The 16,786-nt window shown below is 36.6% G+C and carries 22 protein-coding genes; 11 read left to right on the top strand and 11 right to left on the bottom strand.

The features are described from left to right. Positions 1-5 precede the first annotated feature (5 nt). Positions 6-425, bottom strand: a complete 420-nt coding sequence (locus tag CY0110_RS03000; protein ID WP_035798318.1) for a hypothetical protein — start codon at positions 423-425, stop codon at positions 6-8. 81 nt (positions 426-506) lie between these two features. Between CY0110_RS03000 and CY0110_RS02995 the strand changes: the two genes are divergently transcribed. The 5 genes from CY0110_RS02995 (at position 507) to rsgA (ending at position 4,277) form a co-directional block, all read left to right on the top strand. After that, a complete protein-coding gene (locus CY0110_RS02995) occupies positions 507-1,148 on the top strand; it encodes a CatB-related O-acetyltransferase (protein WP_008273794.1) in 642 nt (213 codons plus the stop codon). A 14-nt stretch (positions 1,149-1,162) separates the two neighbouring features. Further along, positions 1,163-1,636, top strand: coding sequence for a GNAT family N-acetyltransferase (locus CY0110_RS02990; RefSeq protein WP_008273793.1), 474 nt, complete (start codon positions 1,163-1,165; stop codon positions 1,634-1,636). Positions 1,637-1,747: 111 nt separating this feature from the next. Beyond that, positions 1,748-2,878 carry a molecular chaperone DnaJ gene (gene dnaJ, locus CY0110_RS02985; RefSeq protein WP_008273792.1) on the top strand — a complete coding sequence of 377 codons (1,131 nt, stop codon included), beginning with the start codon at positions 1,748-1,750 and terminating at the stop codon, positions 2,876-2,878. Further along, positions 2,875-3,117: a sulfurtransferase TusA family protein gene (locus CY0110_RS02980; RefSeq protein ID WP_008273791.1), complete on the top strand. Its 243-nt coding sequence runs from the start codon at positions 2,875-2,877 to the stop codon at positions 3,115-3,117. The genes dnaJ and CY0110_RS02980 overlap by 4 nt, the downstream gene beginning before the upstream one ends. A 26-nt stretch (positions 3,118-3,143) precedes the next feature. Further along, entirely contained in the window at positions 3,144-4,277 is a 1,134-nt protein-coding gene (gene rsgA, locus CY0110_RS02975; RefSeq protein ID WP_008273790.1) for a small ribosomal subunit biogenesis GTPase RsgA, read from the top strand. Here rsgA and CY0110_RS02970 read toward each other — a convergent pair. From CY0110_RS02970 to psb30, 7 genes are all read right to left on the bottom strand, one after another. Next, positions 4,274-4,816: a peroxiredoxin gene (locus CY0110_RS02970; RefSeq protein ID WP_008273789.1), complete on the bottom strand. Its 543-nt coding sequence runs from the start codon at positions 4,814-4,816 to the stop codon at positions 4,274-4,276. The genes rsgA and CY0110_RS02970 overlap by 4 nt on opposite strands. Positions 4,817-5,333: 517 nt before the next feature. Then, a complete protein-coding gene (locus tag CY0110_RS02965) occupies positions 5,334-5,843 on the bottom strand; it encodes a gluconokinase (protein WP_008273788.1) in 510 nt (169 codons plus the stop codon). 11 nt (positions 5,844-5,854) lie between these two features. Continuing rightward, the gene (gene yqeK / locus CY0110_RS02960; RefSeq protein WP_008273787.1) at positions 5,855-6,433 is read right to left on the bottom strand and encodes a bis(5'-nucleosyl)-tetraphosphatase (symmetrical) YqeK; all 579 of its coding nucleotides are present in this window, start codon (positions 6,431-6,433) and stop codon (positions 5,855-5,857) included. Between the two features lie 113 nt (positions 6,434-6,546). Further along, a complete protein-coding gene (locus CY0110_RS02955; protein ID WP_008273786.1) occupies positions 6,547-6,849 on the bottom strand; it encodes a hemolysin XhlA family protein in 303 nt (100 codons plus the stop codon). 46 nt (positions 6,850-6,895) lie between these two features. Continuing rightward, the gene (locus CY0110_RS02950; RefSeq protein ID WP_008273785.1) at positions 6,896-7,414 is read right to left on the bottom strand and encodes a P-loop NTPase family protein; all 519 of its coding nucleotides are present in this window, start codon (positions 7,412-7,414) and stop codon (positions 6,896-6,898) included. A 3-nt stretch (positions 7,415-7,417) separates the two neighbouring features. Then, complete coding sequence (locus tag CY0110_RS02945; RefSeq protein ID WP_008273784.1) at positions 7,418-8,638, bottom strand: bifunctional sterol desaturase/short chain dehydrogenase; 1,221 nt, start codon at positions 8,636-8,638, stop codon at positions 7,418-7,420. 390 nt (positions 8,639-9,028) lie between these two features. Continuing rightward, on the bottom strand, positions 9,029-9,148 hold the full coding sequence (gene psb30 / locus CY0110_RS28320) for a photosystem II reaction center protein Ycf12/Psb30 (RefSeq protein WP_008273783.1): 120 nt from the start codon (positions 9,146-9,148) through the stop codon (positions 9,029-9,031). Between the two features lie 132 nt (positions 9,149-9,280). On the opposite strand from psb30, the gene CY0110_RS02940 reads away from it, so the two are divergent. Beyond that, entirely contained in the window at positions 9,281-10,822 is a 1,542-nt protein-coding gene (locus CY0110_RS02940; RefSeq protein WP_008273782.1) for a SagB/ThcOx family dehydrogenase, read from the top strand. 37 nt (positions 10,823-10,859) lie between these two features. On the opposite strand, the gene CY0110_RS02935 is transcribed toward CY0110_RS02940, so the two are convergent. Further along, on the bottom strand, positions 10,860-12,326 hold the full coding sequence (locus CY0110_RS02935) for a polysaccharide biosynthesis/export family protein (protein ID WP_008273781.1): 1,467 nt from the start codon (positions 12,324-12,326) through the stop codon (positions 10,860-10,862). 427 nt (positions 12,327-12,753) lie between these two features. Between CY0110_RS02935 and rimM the strand changes: the two genes are divergently transcribed. The 5 genes from rimM to CY0110_RS30720 all read left to right on the top strand — a co-directional run bounded on the left by rimM (position 12,754) and on the right by CY0110_RS30720 (position 15,970). Beyond that, positions 12,754-13,326 (top strand): ribosome maturation factor RimM, encoded by a 573-nt coding sequence (rimM, locus tag CY0110_RS02930; RefSeq protein ID WP_008273780.1) that lies wholly within the window; start codon positions 12,754-12,756, stop codon positions 13,324-13,326. Between the two features lie 181 nt (positions 13,327-13,507). Further along, the gene (locus CY0110_RS02925) at positions 13,508-13,858 is read left to right on the top strand and encodes an STAS domain-containing protein (protein WP_008273779.1); all 351 of its coding nucleotides are present in this window, start codon (positions 13,508-13,510) and stop codon (positions 13,856-13,858) included. A gap of 52 nt (positions 13,859-13,910) precedes the next feature. Beyond that, on the top strand, positions 13,911-14,324 hold the full coding sequence (locus CY0110_RS02920) for a Mini-ribonuclease 3 (protein ID WP_008273778.1): 414 nt from the start codon (positions 13,911-13,913) through the stop codon (positions 14,322-14,324). Between the two features lie 9 nt (positions 14,325-14,333). Then, entirely contained in the window at positions 14,334-15,209 is an 876-nt protein-coding gene (rlmB, locus tag CY0110_RS02915) for a 23S rRNA (guanosine(2251)-2'-O)-methyltransferase RlmB (RefSeq protein WP_008273777.1), read from the top strand. A gap of 605 nt (positions 15,210-15,814) precedes the next feature. Further along, on the top strand, positions 15,815-15,970 hold the full coding sequence (locus tag CY0110_RS30720) for a hypothetical protein (protein ID WP_008273776.1): 156 nt from the start codon (positions 15,815-15,817) through the stop codon (positions 15,968-15,970). A gap of 373 nt (positions 15,971-16,343) precedes the next feature. Here the strand turns inward: CY0110_RS30720 and CY0110_RS02905 are convergent, their stop codons facing one another. Both CY0110_RS02905 and CY0110_RS30305 read right to left on the bottom strand, forming a co-directional pair. Next, positions 16,344-16,601, bottom strand: a complete 258-nt coding sequence (locus CY0110_RS02905; protein WP_008273775.1) for a DUF2283 domain-containing protein — start codon at positions 16,599-16,601, stop codon at positions 16,344-16,346. Next, the gene (locus tag CY0110_RS30305; RefSeq protein ID WP_008273774.1) at positions 16,598-16,762 is read right to left on the bottom strand and encodes a DUF4258 domain-containing protein; all 165 of its coding nucleotides are present in this window, start codon (positions 16,760-16,762) and stop codon (positions 16,598-16,600) included. Before CY0110_RS30305 ends, CY0110_RS02905 begins: the two co-directional genes overlap by 4 nt. Between the last annotated feature and the right edge of the window lie 24 nt (positions 16,763-16,786).

The following is a 16,786-nucleotide window of genomic DNA, read 5'->3' as shown; positions in this document are numbered from 1 at the left end:
TTAATCTAAGGACAAGGTTCAACAGTCCAATTATCAGGAGAATTCCCTCTATAACAAGACTGTTGACGACCTACTTCTTGTAAACGCCATTGACCAACAGATTGATCAAATTCAAACTTCAATTGATAACGTAACCCCTTAACCGAATCATCTGGTAAATTCATTTGAGTTAAAAGGATTGTTTGATTAAATCCGTCCTTTTCAATAACTTTAGTTTCCTGGGAAAAATTTCCTTCAACCGGTTCTTGATTACCAAATAAACTTAATGCTATTGCTTCCGGGTCATCTCCTGTTAATTCCCCGTCTACTTCTGCTAAATTAATCGCTTGATAAGCATCTTCCTTTGAATTCATGGTTTGAGAAGTGCATCCGATGAAGAGTAAACTGGAACTTAGAATTACGGCTAAAATGGATAATTTCATCATTAGTTTTATAGTTTACTAATTTTTCGTTTATTTAATATATTTTGCTTTATATAATAAAGGCTTCAGGCAAATTAATCAAGAATGACCATTTATCCCGATCCCAATACAGTCTATCCTTTAAAAAACTATCACCGTCTTTGTTTTTTGAAAAATATTATTAAAAATCCTAATGTTATTGTCGGAGATTTTACTTATTACGATGACTTAGAAAATCCTCATAACTTTGAAAAAAATGTCTTGTATCATTTTGATTTTATCGGAGATAAATTAATTATCGGAAAATTTTGTGCCATTGCCAGTGATGTAAAATTTATTATGAATGGGGGTAATCATCCCCTTAGTTATTTTACAACTTATCCCTTTACTATTTTTGGTCATGATTGGGAGAATACCATGTCTGTCGAAGGAACATCTAAAGGAGATACAGTAATTGGTAATGATGTTTGGTTAGGTTATAATGCTTCGATTATGCCTGGTGTTAACATTGGAGACGGGGCAATTATTGCAACTAATTCAGTGGTCACAAAAGATGTAAAACCTTATACCATCGTGGGTGGAAATCCAGCTAAATTGATTAGACAACGGTTTAGTGATGAGGTAACAAATTTATTATTACAATTGCAATGGTGGAATTGGCCAATCGAAAGAATTACGAAAAATATTCCTATTTTGTGTAGTAATAATTTAGAAGAGTTAAGAAAATTGAAAAATCATAAAATCTAAGAGTTATTCAAAAAATGGCTAAATCAGAATTTATAAATATTCGTCTTGCTCAAACAGAAGACATTGAAACACTATTTGACATTAGAACCAGTGTTAAAGAAAACTATCAATCTCGTGAAGAAATTGCTACCCTTGGTATTACACCCTCATCAGTAGCTCAAATGTTGAGCATAGATTGTTGTGCCTGGATTGCTGAAATGGAAAGTCAACCCGTAGGGTTTTCTATTGCTAATCTGACTGAAAAAACAATTTTTGGTATTTTCGTTCTGCCTGAATTTGAAAATAAAGGAATAGGTCGTGCCTTAATGGAGAAAACTGAAAATTGGTTCAAGAACCAAGGGATTAAACAAATTTGGCTCTTAACAGGCAATGATCCCAGTTTAAGAGCTTACGGTTTTTATACTCACCTTGGTTGGACTCCCATTGGGATTGAACCAGAGGGGGTTATGAAAGGAGAAATGAAATTTGTTAGAAATTTACATGACTAATGGGAATCATAAAAACGATCTAAAATAGTGTTTTGTTTACAATAGTTTGCTAAAGTAACTACTAAGCCTATCACTCAACCATTACCCACAAACAAGCGAAACTAACGATCTATGCCAGGTGACTACTACGATATTCTTGGGGTTGACCGTAACGCCAGTAAAGAAGATTTAAAAAGAGCTTATCGCCGTCTCGCGCGAAAATATCATCCTGATGTTAACAAAGAACCAGGAGCAGAAGAACGGTTTAAAGAAATTAACCGCGCCTACGAAGTGTTATCCGAACCAGAAACCCGAAATCGTTACGATCAGTTTGGAGAAGCAGGAGTCAGTGGTGCTGGAGGCTTCAACTACGGCGATATGGGTGATATGGGCGGTTTTGCCGATATTTTTGAAACCATTTTTAGTGGTTTTGGCGGTGGTATGGGAACCGGCGGAACCCGTCGTCGTACCGGACCGACCAAAGGAGATGATTTACGCCTCGATCTTAAACTAGACTTCCGAGAAGCGGTTTTCGGAGGAGAAAAAGAGATCCGCATTCCCCACCTAGAAACCTGTCAAGTGTGTAAAGGAGACGGAGCCAAACCTGGAACCGGGGCAAAAACCTGTTCAACTTGTAACGGTCAAGGCCAAGTTCGTCGTGCGACTCGTACCCCTTTCGGTAGCTTTGCTCAAGTATCCGCTTGTCCTGCTTGTAACGGTCAAGGCCAGGTAATTGAAGAGAAATGTGAAGTCTGTAATGGTGCTGGACGGAGACAAGTTACAGAAAAAGTAAAAATAACCATTCCTGCTGGGGTGGATGATGGAACCCGTCTGAGAGTCTCTAGGAAAGGAGATGCAGGGTTACGGGGAGGCCCACCAGGAGATTTATACGTTTATCTGTATGTTGAAGCCGATAGGGTCTTTACCCGTGACAAAATGAACATCCTTTCGGAGATCACAATTAGTTATCTCCAAGCCATTTTAGGATGCACTGTAACGGTAGATACGGTGGACGGAGAACAGGAATTAACGATTCCTGCAGGAACTCAACCTAATACCATCTTGACCCTAGAAAATTTAGGGGTTCCGAAACTCGGTAATGATGCTATTCGAGGGGATCATTTGATTACGGTTAAAGTGGATATTCCCACCCGTATCAATGCTGAAGAACGGGACTTACTAGAAAAGTTAGCCCATATTAAAGGTCAAAGTCACGGGAAAGGGGGACTTGAAGGATTTTTAGGGAGTTTATTTCACAAATGAACCCTCCAACCTCTGATATATCTTTATTGGATCTGCGGGGAACCCCTTGCCCCATCAATTTTGTTAGGACTAAACTAAAATTAGAACAAATGTCCCCTGGTTCCCTTTTAGAAGTGTGGTTAGATCCAGGAGAACCTATCGAACAGGTTCCCGATAGTCTCACGATGGAAGGATACCAGGTAGAAACCATTGATGATCGTCAAGGGTTCTTTTCCCTAAAGGTTCGTCGTCCCCAATAGGAAAAAACGGGGAATTTATTACTTCTGTGCATGATTTAAGATCGTTCAACCGTCCACCTATATCCACTGTCTCAGACATTTTAGGGACAGTGATAGCAGTTCAGGCTAATTTTTATCAGGTTCGTCTTGATCAACCCCTAGAAGACCATAATAATACTCTCATACACCATTTATTGTGTACTCGACGGACTCGTTTGAAGAAAATCGGGCAAACGGTGATGGTCGGCGATCGCGTTGTTGTTGAAGAACCAGACTATCAAGACGCAAGAGGAGCGATCGCTCAAGTTTTACCTCGGAAAACGGAGTTATCCCGTCCTCCCGTAGCTAATGCTGAGCAAATGCTCCTCGTTTTTGCCTTAGATGAACCGCCGTTAGAACCTTGGCAGTTAAGTCGTTTTTTGGTCAAAGCTGAGTCTACTGAGATTCCTTTTTTATTGTGTCTCAATAAAGCAGATTTACTGACCTCCACCCAACAAAAAACATGGCAAGAACGCCTAGAAAAATGGGGCTATCAGCCTTTATTGATTAGTGTCATGACTTCTCAGGGGTTAACAGAGCTAAAAGATTGTTTAAAGGATAAAATTACGATTCTAGCTGGACCGTCTGGAGTAGGAAAATCTAGTTTAATTAATACTTTAGTTCCTGACGTTAAGCAACGAGTGAATCAAGTTTCAGGGAAGTTACAAAAAGGTCGCCATACCACTCGTCATGTAGAATTATTTGAGTTGCCTGACGGAGGATTATTAGCCGATACTCCTGGCTTTAATCAACCGCATTTAGATTGTTCTCCTAGTGAATTAATTCACTATTTTCCTGAAGCAAGACAACAGTTAGAACAAGGAAATTGTCAGTTTAGTGATTGTTTTCATCGGGGAGAACCTAACTGTATTGTTGATGAAAATTGGGAACGATATGAACATTATTTAACCTTTTTAGAAGAAGCGATCGCCCAAAAAGAAGCAACTCAACAAATGACGGATCAGGAATCAACCGTCAAATTGAAAGTTAAAGCATCAGGACAAGAATATTATGAACCTAAATTAGAAAGTAAAAAGTATCGCAGAACTTCTCGACGACAAAAACATCAAAACTTACAAGACTTATATGAAAATCAAAGCTTAGAAGAGTTAGAAGAACTTGAAAATGATTTAGATGTTTAATGGTCACTGTTTACTTCATCAAGATAAGCTAAAACTTCCTTACTATGAATAGCAGGTCTAACCCCTAAAAATTTTTCTCTTAGAATACCATCTGGATCGATTAAATAGGTATGACGTAAAGACATTCCTGTTAAATAAGAACCATAGGTTTTGCTCACTTTTCCAGTAGTATCTGCTAATAATGGAAACTTCAAACCCTCTGCATCACAAAACTCTCGATGAGAGTCAACATTATCCACGCTAACTCCTAAAATTTGTGCATTTTTAGCCTCATATTTCGGTAAATCTTGTTGAAAACGACGGGCTTCTAACGTACAACCTGGGGTAAAATCTTGAGGATAAAAATATAATACCACCCATTGTCCCTGATAATCCGATAAGGATATCTCACCATCTCCTGTATTCGTTGGTAAGGTAAAATTAGGTGCAGGTTCATTTAGAGGTGGTTGTGGTCCTCCTAACGCTAATGCAGGGGTTTGAGTCCCAAAAAAAATAAGAGCGATCGCTAACAATATACTGAAAATTTGACGACGCAACATAACACTCCTTGTACTTATTTAATTCTCTACTTTACATAAGTTTACAATAATTGTCATTCGGAGGAAGCGAGGAATCTCATTAATATCTTAACCTGATTGTGTAGTGCCATATATTCTCCTAAGAATTTGTTATACAATTGTTTAGGTAAGTAAAAACAATTCAAGCCAACTCAATGCTAATTTATTCTTTCTAAAATGCTATAAAACGATATTGAACTAATCATTATTTTCTCAGATACTCAACTTTCTGAAACAAATTTATAAATCATTATTAGTCAAAATTTATTATCAGGAATCCAACAAGTGAAAGGGGTTTAAAAAGCTGTTTAAATTCTCATGAAAGAAGCTCTAAAAGGAGCAAAAAGTTTAAGAGGATATGCCTTCGGTAGAGTTTTCTAAATAAAAGCGTAACCCTTTTCATTAAAACGTTACACTCATATTTGATGAGAAAAAATTATCTCATAGTTTTGTTCTGTTTGTGGAGATGGATTTGAAGTGGTAATTATCAGACTAATATTTATGACTTTGCATTACTGTCTATTTTAGTGTAAGTTTGATTGATAATTTCTTGCACAATTTCTGCAACAGATAAATTCACATCAATGGTAACAGCATTTTCTGGTTCTTCTAATGCTTCAAATTGAGAGATTAACATATTTTCTTTCATGAAATGGTCTGGTCGCTGTTGTAATCTTTTCAAAAAAGTTTCGTAACTTCCTTTTAGATATATCCAGATAATATTTGTAGTATTTTTTTCTAATAAATCTCGGTAAGATTGTTTTAATGCAGAACAAGTAATGACAGCATTTTTTTGTTCTTTTTGATGTTCGTCAATGACCAATTTTATAGCGAGTAACCAAGGTAAGCGATCGCTATCATCTAAAGGAATACCTTGACTCATTTTAGCAATATTTTTTGGGGGATGAAAATCATCAGCATCATAGAAAGCATAGCCTAATTCTTGACTTAATGCTTTACCTATTGTTGTCTTTCCTGAACCCGATACTCCAATAATTAAATAAATCATCAACTTCTAATTTATGATTTCTGATTTCTAACTTCTGATAATGCCCAATTACGAGTTAAAATAGCTCTAGGATGAATGGTTTTATTATTTTTTATGAGATATTGTAGAGAATATTCACCAGTTTGTTGCACACTTTTATGAAGATTTTTCCAACTCATTTGACGCATTTTTTCTAATTCTGGGGTATCGCCTCTATTGGGTTCTAACGCATCAGCAATAAAGACAATACAACTGAGATTACTCATCTCAGGATTCCCTAAAGTATGGTTACGAATGGCATCTAAAATGTCTTTATCGGTGACATTAAAAGTATCTCTAGCTACGATTGCACTTACGTCTGCGTGTAAAAGATGGGGATTTGATAAACAGACTGGATCAATTTCATTATACTCTTTTTTTGCCATTTCTAAGAGTTTCGGAGGCGCAAAAAACTTGGCTAAGTCGTGCATCAACCCTGCTTGTGCAGCTTTTTTATAATCAATTCTATGATGAATCGCTAAGTTTTCACACATCTTTTCAACCCCTAAAATGTGTTGCAAGCGATGTTCAGAAACATTCTCTTTTAACCAATCAATAACCTGTTCTCTCATAACAATTCAAACAATAGCACCTACTGCAGTTCTCATTGTAAGACAGAAGTGGTGTCGGTTGGCTGTGTATAACCTGCTATAACTGTTATATTTAGTTCTGACTTAATTAAGGGTTAGTGGTAAAATAATTTTGCTCCACCAGTAATTATAGCACTAGCAACAATAACAATTAACGCCCAAATCTGATTTTTTTGGGTTCCTTCTACATTTTGTAGTCGTTTATCCATCCCCTCAACTTTCTCAGTTAAACTTCCTTGTCCGATTTCTAAATGAGTAAGACGTTCATTAATTTTATCTAATTTCTGATTAACTTCTTTAATCTCTTGCTTAATCTCTTTTTGGTTGTTATCTATCTTATCCTCAATACGTTTGAGGATTTCTGCGGTAGTATAGGTAACGCTAGAGGGATCGCTCATGGCTAAAAAAATCGTTAATAATGATGTTACTGTACTTCAATTTTATCTAATTTGAAGTGATTGATTCAAAAAAATCTTTAATGTCTTTCGTTGATTTCAAATGATACACTTTTTTATTCTTTTCTGCTTCTAAAACATAGTCACGATATTTAGGAGTTAACCGTTGATGACATAACCAAAGATTGTTATAACTATTCATAGAACTTTTCCATAAAGGACTATTTTCTGGCCATCCTTTAGGGGGAACAAAAAACCCCGTAATTAATCGTTTTGTTACCCACCAAAAATGAACAGGTAAAGGTAAATCAATATAGACTAATGTGTCTGCTTTTTCTAATCGCAACCATATCGTTTCTAGGGAACCAAAACCATCAATTAGCCATTCATCTTTGCTGATGATTTCCTCATGAGTGCGTTTATATTCTTCATAAGAAACTGGAACACCTCCAGGTTTATATTGAATTTTATCTAATACATAAAGCGGTAAATTTGTTATGTTTGCTAACTTCCGACTTAACGTAGATTTACCCCCACCAGCGTTACCAAATACTGCTACTTTTTTCATATTTTATGATGATTTTGTAAACAATTTAAAGTATAAACTCTGACAAAATTCTTTAATAGGAAAGGCAATGAAAGTAATCGGATTAATGGTAACAATAATATTACGGATGTCGGATTTTGCCCCTTTGATAATTTGTTTCGCCACCCAATCTGCTGACATAACACCAATGGGATTCAAATTACTTTTAAAAGGTCCTAAGATTAATTTTCTCACAACGCAAGGTGCATCTAAACGACGCAAGGTAATTAAATCACCCCAAGTTCTCTTACTTAGTTCATAAAGAGGACTAATAGCAGGATTTACCTCCGCTTCTGAGGTATTGATCCAAACTTCTTTACACACTTTATCCTTATTAGTTTTCACCGTTTTAAAGAAATTTTCCATTAACCGCCAACTTGAAAAGGTATTAACTTCATAGGATTTTAAAATAGCTGCTTCATCTCTTCTGTCATGAACATTAATACCATGATTAATAATTAAAATATCTATTTTTTCTAATTCATTTATTAACTCGCTTTCTTTACCTACTATCCAAGTTAAAGTTTTAATCGGTAAATTTTCTTGATTAGTTTCTAAATTAATCTGTTTATTTTGAGAGGTAAAAGCAACCACTTTTGCCCCATTTGATTGTAATTCTTTTAGTAAAGCTAAACCTAATGTTCCCGATGCACCAGTAACTGCAACTGTCTTTCCTTTCAGTGATAAAGCGGTTCCCATAATCTTATCAACTAACATTAATGTGCCACAATAATAAGCCTTTTGATTATCAAAATGATGTCGCCAATGATAAGGACGATTGACAAACCAAGGGTTAGGCAGTGTGGTAAAATTACCAGGACGGTGAGTAATATCGGTCAACTCGTCTACATAAGGAACTCCGAAACCTCTGGCGATCGCACCACCTAAAAAGGTTAAAGTGTAAATAGATCCAGACCAAGCGAACCAACCATAAGGGACGTTATAATAATAACCGATAACCCCAGGAATCAGGCTTAGCGCAAGCATAACCAATGCTTCTGGCACATCATTATACCAATGTGCCTTACGATAAATTTCTTCGCTAACAGGGGTTAAGTCGGGCCGAAATACCTTATGATGCCAACCATGAAGACGGTATAACGGTTGCCAATAATGAGAAAGGACATGGTAACAGTCCCGAACAATTTCCACCCAGAGAATGCTACTTAATAGAAGGATAATCACAATGGTTAAATTATTTATCATAAATCAGCTAATTTTTGGTTCTTATAACAAAAATAAACAATAAAATTCCTTTTAAACTTAGTTTAACAGATCAATGTTATTGAGGCAGGAGCATTAACCTATCCTCTTAGCTGATGAACATAGTATAGATAAACTAAAAATATCTTATTAAAATTGTTCGTTTTAAGTTAGGTTAAAGACTAAAAAAAGTTGTTAGAAATATAATTTAAGATGTCTTTATGTAATCTTCGTCGTTTATTATCAGAATTGGCTTAAATAATCCCTTAACTCAATAGTAAACAATTAATAATCAAACCTTGTAGAGAAAACCAGAATTCCCTATGGTCTTAGCTGAGGAAATTCTGGTAATATTCTTGTTAAAGCAAGAAAAATTTGCATTGAAACTGATCTTTAGAGATCACCACCCCGAAACGCCAACACAGCGATGACGATAGGGCCAGCAATAACGATCAAGCCAACAAAAGTTAATTGAAAAATCGGTTCTAAATTAAGGGCTGCTAATAACTCCATTGTGTTCTCCTAAATTTACCCAATGAATAATATTTAAGGGCAAAAAGGCCAAAAAAACCATAGTGCTTGAATAAGCCTACCATAGAAGCAGGTTAAAATTAAAATAAAAGCATCAAGACTCAACAAACATTTATGTCGGATTTGTCAAACTCCATCGCTACCCATTATCATCAACGGACAAAGTACGATCCCAAAACTATTGCTAGTAAAAATAAAGGACTCGATTGGTCAAAACAACCTGTTCCTTTCAAAGCATATAAAATTGGCAAATCTTACGATTTGACTCCCTATTTGTCGGCAAAATTACCTGATGTTCCCCATGCCTTGCAATGGCGACGACTCTCTCGCTTGTTTGGTTGTAGTTATGGACTAACCGCTAAAATTCCTACCATGGGGACTCCTGTCTATTTAAGGGCTACCCCCTCAGCCGGTGGACTTTATCCGGCTGAGGTTTACTTAATTTCTCGAGGAACCCCTTTATTACCCTCCGGACTCTATAATTATCAGCCCCAAAGTCATAGCTTATTACATTTTTGGGATAGTGAGGTTTGGGAGAATTTACAACAAGCGTGTTTAAGTCATAAGGCCCTAGAAAATAATCAATTCGCCATAGTCACAACTGCTATCTTTTATCGATCTTCTTGGCGATATGAAGATAGGGCTTATCGGCGTATTTGTCTCGATACAGGGCATTTATTAGGTAATATTGAATTGGCCTGTGCCATGACCGATTATCGCCCTCATTTAATTGGTGGCTTTGTCGATCATCTTCTCAACGAAATGTTTTATTTTAATCCCGAAGAAGAAGGGGTCATTTCTGTTATTCCTCTGACAGATTTACTGGCAGAAAATAGTGAAACTGTCAAAACATTTAAGCCCACTGCTTTACCTTCTAACATAAAAATAGATTATCCTAAAGTGTCCGATGGAGATTTATTATATTATTTCCATCAAGCTACAGAAATTAAGGAATTAGAGGAAAATACACTGAAAGCAATAACCACAGAAAAAAACAATTTAGAAGATAAATATAATTTTCCTTTTTGCTTAAAAGTTTCAACAGAAACCGTAGCAGTTGATTGGGGAAATAATCTAGATTCTTTAGAAAAAACCATTTTGAAACGACGTTCCACGCGGTCTTATACAGGAGAATCGTTAACCTTAGATGAAGTAAAATCTTTGCTACATTTTACTTATCAACCTCAAGATTACTTAGCTCAAGGATTTGATAAAAAACCTGATTATTTTGATCTGAGTTTAATTGAAACGTTTGTGGCAGTTTCTGGGGTAGAAGGGTTAGAAGCCGGGTGTTATTATTATGCACCATTAGCACAAGAATTAAGACAAATTCGCTTTAAAAATTTTCGCCGTGAGTTACATTATCTGTGTTTAGGACAAGACTTAGGACGGGATGCCGGGGCGATTATTTTTCATACCGCCGATCTCAAAAAAGCAGTGGAAAAATACGGCGATCGCGTTTATCGTTATTTACATTTAGATGCTGGACATTTAGGCCAAAAATTAAATTTAGCAGCCATACATCTTAAATTAGGGGTGAGTGGAATTGGAGGATTTTTTGACGATCAAGTTAACGAAGTTTTGGGGATTCCTGAAGATGAAGCAGTTATTTATATCACCACTTTAGGAAGACCCAAATATCAATCGTTAGGCTAATCAGTGATGAGTTATTATGACTCATATTCATGATAAATTAATCATCGAATATGTTGAAAAAGTTAATAAAGCCTGTTAATGCCCCAATGGGACTAAATACAGTGGTTAACGTATCAGAAGCAACTGTTAATAAATTGCGATTGACAATAACCACATCATTATTCTTTAAAATAGGATTATCCCCTTCAGCAATTCCTTGGGCTAGATTGATATCAATATCCCGTTTAGTAACAGTCCCATCGGGGTTTAAACGCACTAACTCAACGGTAGCATCATTTGAGCGTCGTTGATCAAAACCGCCGGCCGCTAAAATCCCTTGATTTAAGGGGGTATTTGGGGGAACTTCGACAGTTCCTGGACTTCTCACCTCTCCTACAATATTGACGCGAATAAGTGCAGGAGAAAAACTAGCCGATGCTAATGGTTCGGCTTCATCTGGGGATATATCTTGCGCCGTAGGAACGATAATGGTATCCCCTTCTTGTAAGATCACATCTTCTTGAATGTCTCCTGTTTGTAGTAAATTCCAGAGATCAACCTCAATAATTTGTTGAGAACCATCTCGATTATAGCGACGGATTTCTACCTCACGCACATCTGCTAAGGGTTTAATACCACCGGCCAGTTGAACAGCAAGGGTAAGTCTTGGAGGTTGCCGACGAACGTTTCCTTCCGAACCAGCAGAGGATATATTTTCTGGAATAACACGATAAGATCCTGGACGAAAAACTTCCCCAACCACAGCAACATTAATTTCTTGGTTAGCTACAATGCCAAAGTTTGCGTCAGAAAGCAGTCGAGTTTCAGCGAGATCAATATCTTCTTGGGTCGGAATAATGATTTCGTCTCCATCTCTAAGGGTAATGTCTTGTCTGAGTTGGCCTTGTTTAACTAAATCCAACAAATTTAAGCTTAAAACCAAAGTTTCTCCTCTATACTGTCGTTGAATTGTCACATTTTCGAGATCCGCTACCGTTGTAACTCCACCTGCTTGTTGAATGAGTTGGGTGACGGTGGGAAATTTTTGCCCTCCTTCGACAGGAAGAAGATAGGAACCCGGACTATTGATTTCTCCTGCGATCGCTAATTTCAAAGGACGAGGAGATATTACACCAACAGTGACGGAGGGACGCTTAACATATAAGGTATATTGTTGGGTCAAAAATTCTGTTAATTGACTTAAGGTGAGTCCTTGGACTGAAAAATTTCCCAATAAGGGTAAGGAAACGGTTCCATCGACTAAAATTTGATATTCTCCACTAAATTCTTCTACGGGAAACACCGTTACTCTGATAATATCCCCTGCACCTAATGTATATTCTGTTTCTGTAGATAATCCGTAATCTTGATAGCTTTGACTGGGATAGGGTTCTAAAGGGGGTACGGGGTCTAAGACCGATGGTTGGCCAACCCCTGGCAGACATAACAGTGATGAGATTACAATTGATTTCAAACTCGCTAAAGAAAAAAACAGTCCTCGATACTGACGCAGTTTTCTAACCATAAGTTTATTTCTCAATTCACTCCCCAATGAATAGTATTGACTAGAAAATTAAGGCTTTCAAACCCTTCTCTTTAAGGCGTATTAACTCCGCCACCTTAGGTGCGCGTAGCGTCTTTTAGACTCCGAACCCGAAACTCCGGACTCCTGATGACTCGCCCCCAAAATTCTAACTTATTTATTTCTTGTTTGTGGCAATCAAAAGAGGGATTGGATTAGAGCTTTAGTTTTTTTAATAGTTTTTAATCTGTTTTTTTGCGTTCTAGATTGTTGTCAGTCTTATCCATCCTTAATAATTATATTTTAAACAGCCCTCCCACACTTAAGCTTTAGGTTGCAAATCTAGAAAACTTTGAAAAATAATGTATTAATACTCTGATAAATACTATAATCAAAATAGTAAAATACTGATAAAAAAGTACAAAATAAAATGGAAATAAATAACAATCAGTGGTTAGAAATTGGGACAATTGTTGGAGCGAGGGGACTTAAAGGAGAATTAAAAGTTTTATCAAGTACCGATTTTCCTGAAAGATTTGAAATCCCTGGAGAACGATGGTTACAATCGCCTAATCATCCCTCTCCTCAACCTATTAAATTAATTAGTGGTAAATCAGTCGCTGGTAAAAATCTTTATATTGTTCGCTTAGAAGGTATAGAAACTAGAAATCAAGCAGAAATATTGCGAGGCTACAAACTCTTGATAATAGATCAAGAATTGCCTGAATTAGAAGAAGAAGAATATCATGTTTCTCAGTTGATCGATTTAGAGGTTTATCATCACAAAACAGGCGAAAAAATCGGTATAGTTGTAGATTTATTTACCACAGGTCACGATTTGTTAGAAATAAAATTAATTAATAACTCTGAAAAAAAAGATAAGGAAAACAAAGATAAAACAGTCTTAATTCCTTTTGTTTACGAAATTGTGCCAGTGGTGGACATAGAACAAAATAGAATAGAAATCAATCCCCCAAAAGGACTATTAACCTTGGTGGATTAATCAGGAGAAAACATAATAAACAGTCTTAGCCAGAGATTAAGCTATAAAAAATTAAGAATAACTTTGCAATTGAACTACACAATGAAGGTTCATAACGAGTTATAATTCAGTTTTAAATCAATTGTAAATTTTATCGACTAACGTTAAGGAGGAAGCTATTCCTGAACAATTAAACCTAACCGTGAGTTTAAGGGGAACTCATGAAGTTAAAGGTAACTGTCAAATTTTCCGATTAACTGGCTTATTAGATGCCTTTTCTGAACCCGTATTTCGTAAAGTCGTTGGGCAATACATCGATGAAGGTCCCTATGATATTGTTCTCGTTCTTGCTCAAATCGATTTTATCGATAGTTCCGGACTCGGCGCATTAGTTCAGTTAGTCAAACAGGCGCAAAACCATGACGGAACATTACAAGTGGTCACTAACCCACGAGTGACTCAAACCGTTAAGCTGGTTCGTCTGGAAAAATTCTTATCCCTACAAACAAGTTTAGAAGATGCCCTAGCTAACTTGAAGAAAAAGAAAAAATAGTTAGAATGAATAAGTCTATCTTGACTCACATTAGTCCCTATTATCTAATTCTATGAGTCAGCATCGTCCTGGGGTGAATTTTCAGGTAATTATGGAGGCAAAAGACTATGAAACGATTAGTCAATTGTCCCCGGCCTTTTTAGCTTACATTGGTGATGCCGTTTATGAACTTTATGTGCGGACTAGCTATTTATTTCCTCCGCGCAAAGTTAGGGATTATCATAATCAAGTGGTTGCTCAAGTTAGGGCTGAAACCCAGGCAAAAGCCCTACAACGACTAACCCCCTATTTAACCACTGTTGAACAAGATATCGTTCGACGGGGGCGCAATGCAGCAACCGGGTGTCCTCGTCGTCTACAACCAGAAATTTATCAACAAGCAACCAGTTTAGAAACATTAATTGGTTACTTATATTTACAAGATACTCATCGCTTACACGAACTTCTCGAAACCGTTATTCTGTAAATTATAATTATGCCTAATAAACCTGTTCCTAGAGGCGATCGCCGTTTTCCTAGAAAAGGTAAGTTTTCAGGAAAAAAACCGATTATTTCCTCGCGATCACAAAGTAATACTTCTGCTGAACCCCAAGAAACTGACGATGACCTCATATATGGTCGTCATTCAGTTTTAGCAGCCTTAGAAGGCGATCGCCAGTTGAACCGTATCTGGATCACTAACCGACTACACTATGATCCTCGTTTTCATAACCTCATTCAAGGATCGAAAGCCAAAGGTGCAGTGATTGATGAAGTTTCTTTGCAAAGACTGTCTCAAATCACCAACGGGGCTAACCATCAAGGGGTTGCTGCCCAAGTCGCCCCCTATACTTATCATGAGTTAGATGAATTAATTACTCAAGCAAAGGCCAATAGTGATGCACCAGTGATAGTCATTGCGGATGGTATCGCCGATCCTCATAATTTAGGGGCAATTATTCGCACCGCCGAGGCCATGGGCTGTCAAGGATTAATTATACCGCAAAGACGGGCTGCTGGTGTCACCTCCACTGTCTCTAAAGTAGCTGCAGGTGCCTTAGAATCCTTTCCTGTGGCTAGGGTGGTTAACTTAAGTCGGGCTTTAGAAACCCTCAAAAAAGAAGGGTTTTGGATCTATGGGACTGTTGCTGAGGGAGGAAAACGGTTACATGACTTTAATTTTGAGGGTGCGATCGGTTTAGTTATTGGTTCAGAAGGGAGTGGGTTAAGTTTATTAACGCAACGCTGTTGTGATCAATTAGTTTCTATTCCTTTGGAGGGAAAAACCCCTAGTTTAAATGCGTCTGTTGCTGCTGCTATTAATCTTTATGAAATCTATCGTCAACGCTGGTCTGAAAAAGTTCATATTTAATGAACAGTTATCAATCGCGATCGCTGATTTCTATGGCCACAACTAGAGACTTTTCATAGTAGTTGATCGCTTTTTCATACTCTCCTAAAAATTGGTAAACAATCCTCAAATTGCCATAAGGATTAGTTTCAACCTATTTATCTTCTATTTCCAGATAAATTTTTAATGCTTGTTCCAATGACTATAAAACTTACATCTTGCACCTGACAAGACAAAGTTCCAAACCATGTTGATAAAACCAGGGATTAAGTAACTTTAACCTCCTGAGAAGAGAAATCGGATACTTTACGTCCATCCGTTAATTTCCTGCGATTCGGAATCCCTAAAATACCGTGATGATTAAACTTTTTACTACGGATTTTCTCAATAAATTGAATAGTCCCAAAAGCTGTATCTCCTAAGACATAAATTGAGATAAAACAAGATTTAAAATAAAAGAACGAATGGTACGTATAATTGAACGAGTGGGCCAATTATAATGATTCAAGAAGCGACTAATGGCAATGCACGGATTTGGTTTCACAATGATGAGGAACTGCATTTCCTTGTCCGTCCAGTAATAATCCTATAATCGATTCTAAGGTGAATTTTCCCGTTTTAAACATTTGGGAAAGGCAGGAAGTCAAGCACATATAGATGGTGTTAACGCTGTTATTAGACGCTCTAAAATTGACCAATTAACTTTGGCCATTGAAGCCCTTTATGAAAGTTTGCTAGATTTATATCCTGATGAAGAAAAACCCGGCCATAGGGTGGAGTAAAATAAAAAGTATGTTGGGTTTTTATTAGTTGTTAACTATTGTTCTCTTTCTGGTTTAGAGAACTAAAGATAATCGCCGTCAGATAAGGATTTTGGGCATCTCTTCTCATATCAACTTTTCTTGGTGCAAGATGTGAGTCTAAAAAAAGTTTGATAGTCTCAATTATTTCTTGAAGTAAAATAAATGACAAGTCAGTTGTTAAGCGAAGTTACCTTAAAAAGAGTTAAATAAAAGTAGATTTATTACTATCCTTGAAATATTATTTAAGATTATTAACATCTGTTGAAAATTTTCTTAATAACTACTCAAACTTAGTCGAATCCGATCAAGAATTACAAGCCATTCATAAAATTAAATGGAACGAGATTTTATCTCAACTAGCAACATAATTAAATAGATTCAATAAATTCTTTAGCTGTTGCTTATCTTCTGTTGTCAAGGGAATATTAATAGTTTTTATTTCTTCTGGGGTTCTCTTTTTAACCGATAAAATTTCAATACCCACTATTTGCTCGTTCTCGTCATAGTCACAAATAACACCTTCTCCTATGGTTTCAGAGTCAATAATTTTAGAATCTCTGAGACGGATATAAGCTGCATCCGCGTCGGGATCATAAGTAATCTTTTTCATAATTTTCCCTTCATAGAGCGATCAAAGTGAACAGTAATAACTTTTATAGGGTTTTCAGTTGGCTTATAGACAACTCGCAAAACACGATTACCAAACTCAGGGATACTACGTTCGTCAAGACGCTTTTTTGCGTGTTCTGTTAACTCGTACGAAGATTTCATAATCTTACCCCTTTATTATATTTA

This window comes from Crocosphaera chwakensis CCY0110 (assembly GCF_000169335.1).
GTDB lineage: Bacteria > Cyanobacteriota > Cyanobacteriia > Cyanobacteriales > Microcystaceae > Crocosphaera > Crocosphaera chwakensis.
The sequence above is the reverse complement of the archived record's forward strand: the minus strand, read 5'-3'. Positions and strand labels throughout refer to the sequence as shown.

Excerpts from the sequence above, each read along its gene's own strand:
- CY0110_RS03000 (WP_035798318.1), bottom strand. The coding sequence starts at position 425 with ATGATGAAATTATCCATTTTAGCCGTAATTCTAAGTTCCAGTTTACTC.
- CY0110_RS02995 (WP_008273794.1), top strand. The coding sequence starts at position 507 with ATGACCATTTATCCCGATCCCAATACAGTCTATCCTTTAAAAAACTAT.
- CY0110_RS02990 (WP_008273793.1), top strand. The coding sequence starts at position 1,163 with ATGGCTAAATCAGAATTTATAAATATTCGTCTTGCTCAAACAGAAGAC.
- dnaJ (WP_008273792.1), top strand. The coding sequence starts at position 1,748 with ATGCCAGGTGACTACTACGATATTCTTGGGGTTGACCGTAACGCCAGT.
- CY0110_RS02980 (WP_008273791.1), top strand. The coding sequence starts at position 2,875 with ATGAACCCTCCAACCTCTGATATATCTTTATTGGATCTGCGGGGAACC.
- CY0110_RS02970 (WP_008273789.1), bottom strand. The coding sequence starts at position 4,816 with ATGTTGCGTCGTCAAATTTTCAGTATATTGTTAGCGATCGCTCTTATT.
- CY0110_RS02965 (WP_008273788.1), bottom strand. The coding sequence starts at position 5,843 with ATGATTTATTTAATTATTGGAGTATCGGGTTCAGGAAAGACAACAATA.
- yqeK (WP_008273787.1), bottom strand. The coding sequence starts at position 6,433 with ATGAGAGAACAGGTTATTGATTGGTTAAAAGAGAATGTTTCTGAACAT.
- CY0110_RS02955 (WP_008273786.1), bottom strand. The coding sequence starts at position 6,849 with ATGAGCGATCCCTCTAGCGTTACCTATACTACCGCAGAAATCCTCAAA.
- CY0110_RS02950 (WP_008273785.1), bottom strand. The coding sequence starts at position 7,414 with ATGAAAAAAGTAGCAGTATTTGGTAACGCTGGTGGGGGTAAATCTACG.
- CY0110_RS02945 (WP_008273784.1), bottom strand. The coding sequence starts at position 8,638 with ATGATAAATAATTTAACCATTGTGATTATCCTTCTATTAAGTAGCATT.
- psb30 (WP_008273783.1), bottom strand. The coding sequence starts at position 9,148 with ATGGAGTTATTAGCAGCCCTTAATTTAGAACCGATTTTTCAATTAACT.
- CY0110_RS02940 (WP_008273782.1), top strand. The coding sequence starts at position 9,281 with ATGTCGGATTTGTCAAACTCCATCGCTACCCATTATCATCAACGGACA.
- CY0110_RS02935 (WP_008273781.1), bottom strand. The coding sequence starts at position 12,326 with ATGGTTAGAAAACTGCGTCAGTATCGAGGACTGTTTTTTTCTTTAGCG.
- rimM (WP_008273780.1), top strand. The coding sequence starts at position 12,754 with ATGGAAATAAATAACAATCAGTGGTTAGAAATTGGGACAATTGTTGGA.
- CY0110_RS02920 (WP_008273778.1), top strand. The coding sequence starts at position 13,911 with ATGAGTCAGCATCGTCCTGGGGTGAATTTTCAGGTAATTATGGAGGCA.
- rlmB (WP_008273777.1), top strand. The coding sequence starts at position 14,334 with ATGCCTAATAAACCTGTTCCTAGAGGCGATCGCCGTTTTCCTAGAAAA.
- CY0110_RS02905 (WP_008273775.1), bottom strand. The coding sequence starts at position 16,601 with ATGAAAAAGATTACTTATGATCCCGACGCGGATGCAGCTTATATCCGT.
- CY0110_RS30305 (WP_008273774.1), bottom strand. The coding sequence starts at position 16,762 with ATGAAATCTTCGTACGAGTTAACAGAACACGCAAAAAAGCGTCTTGAC.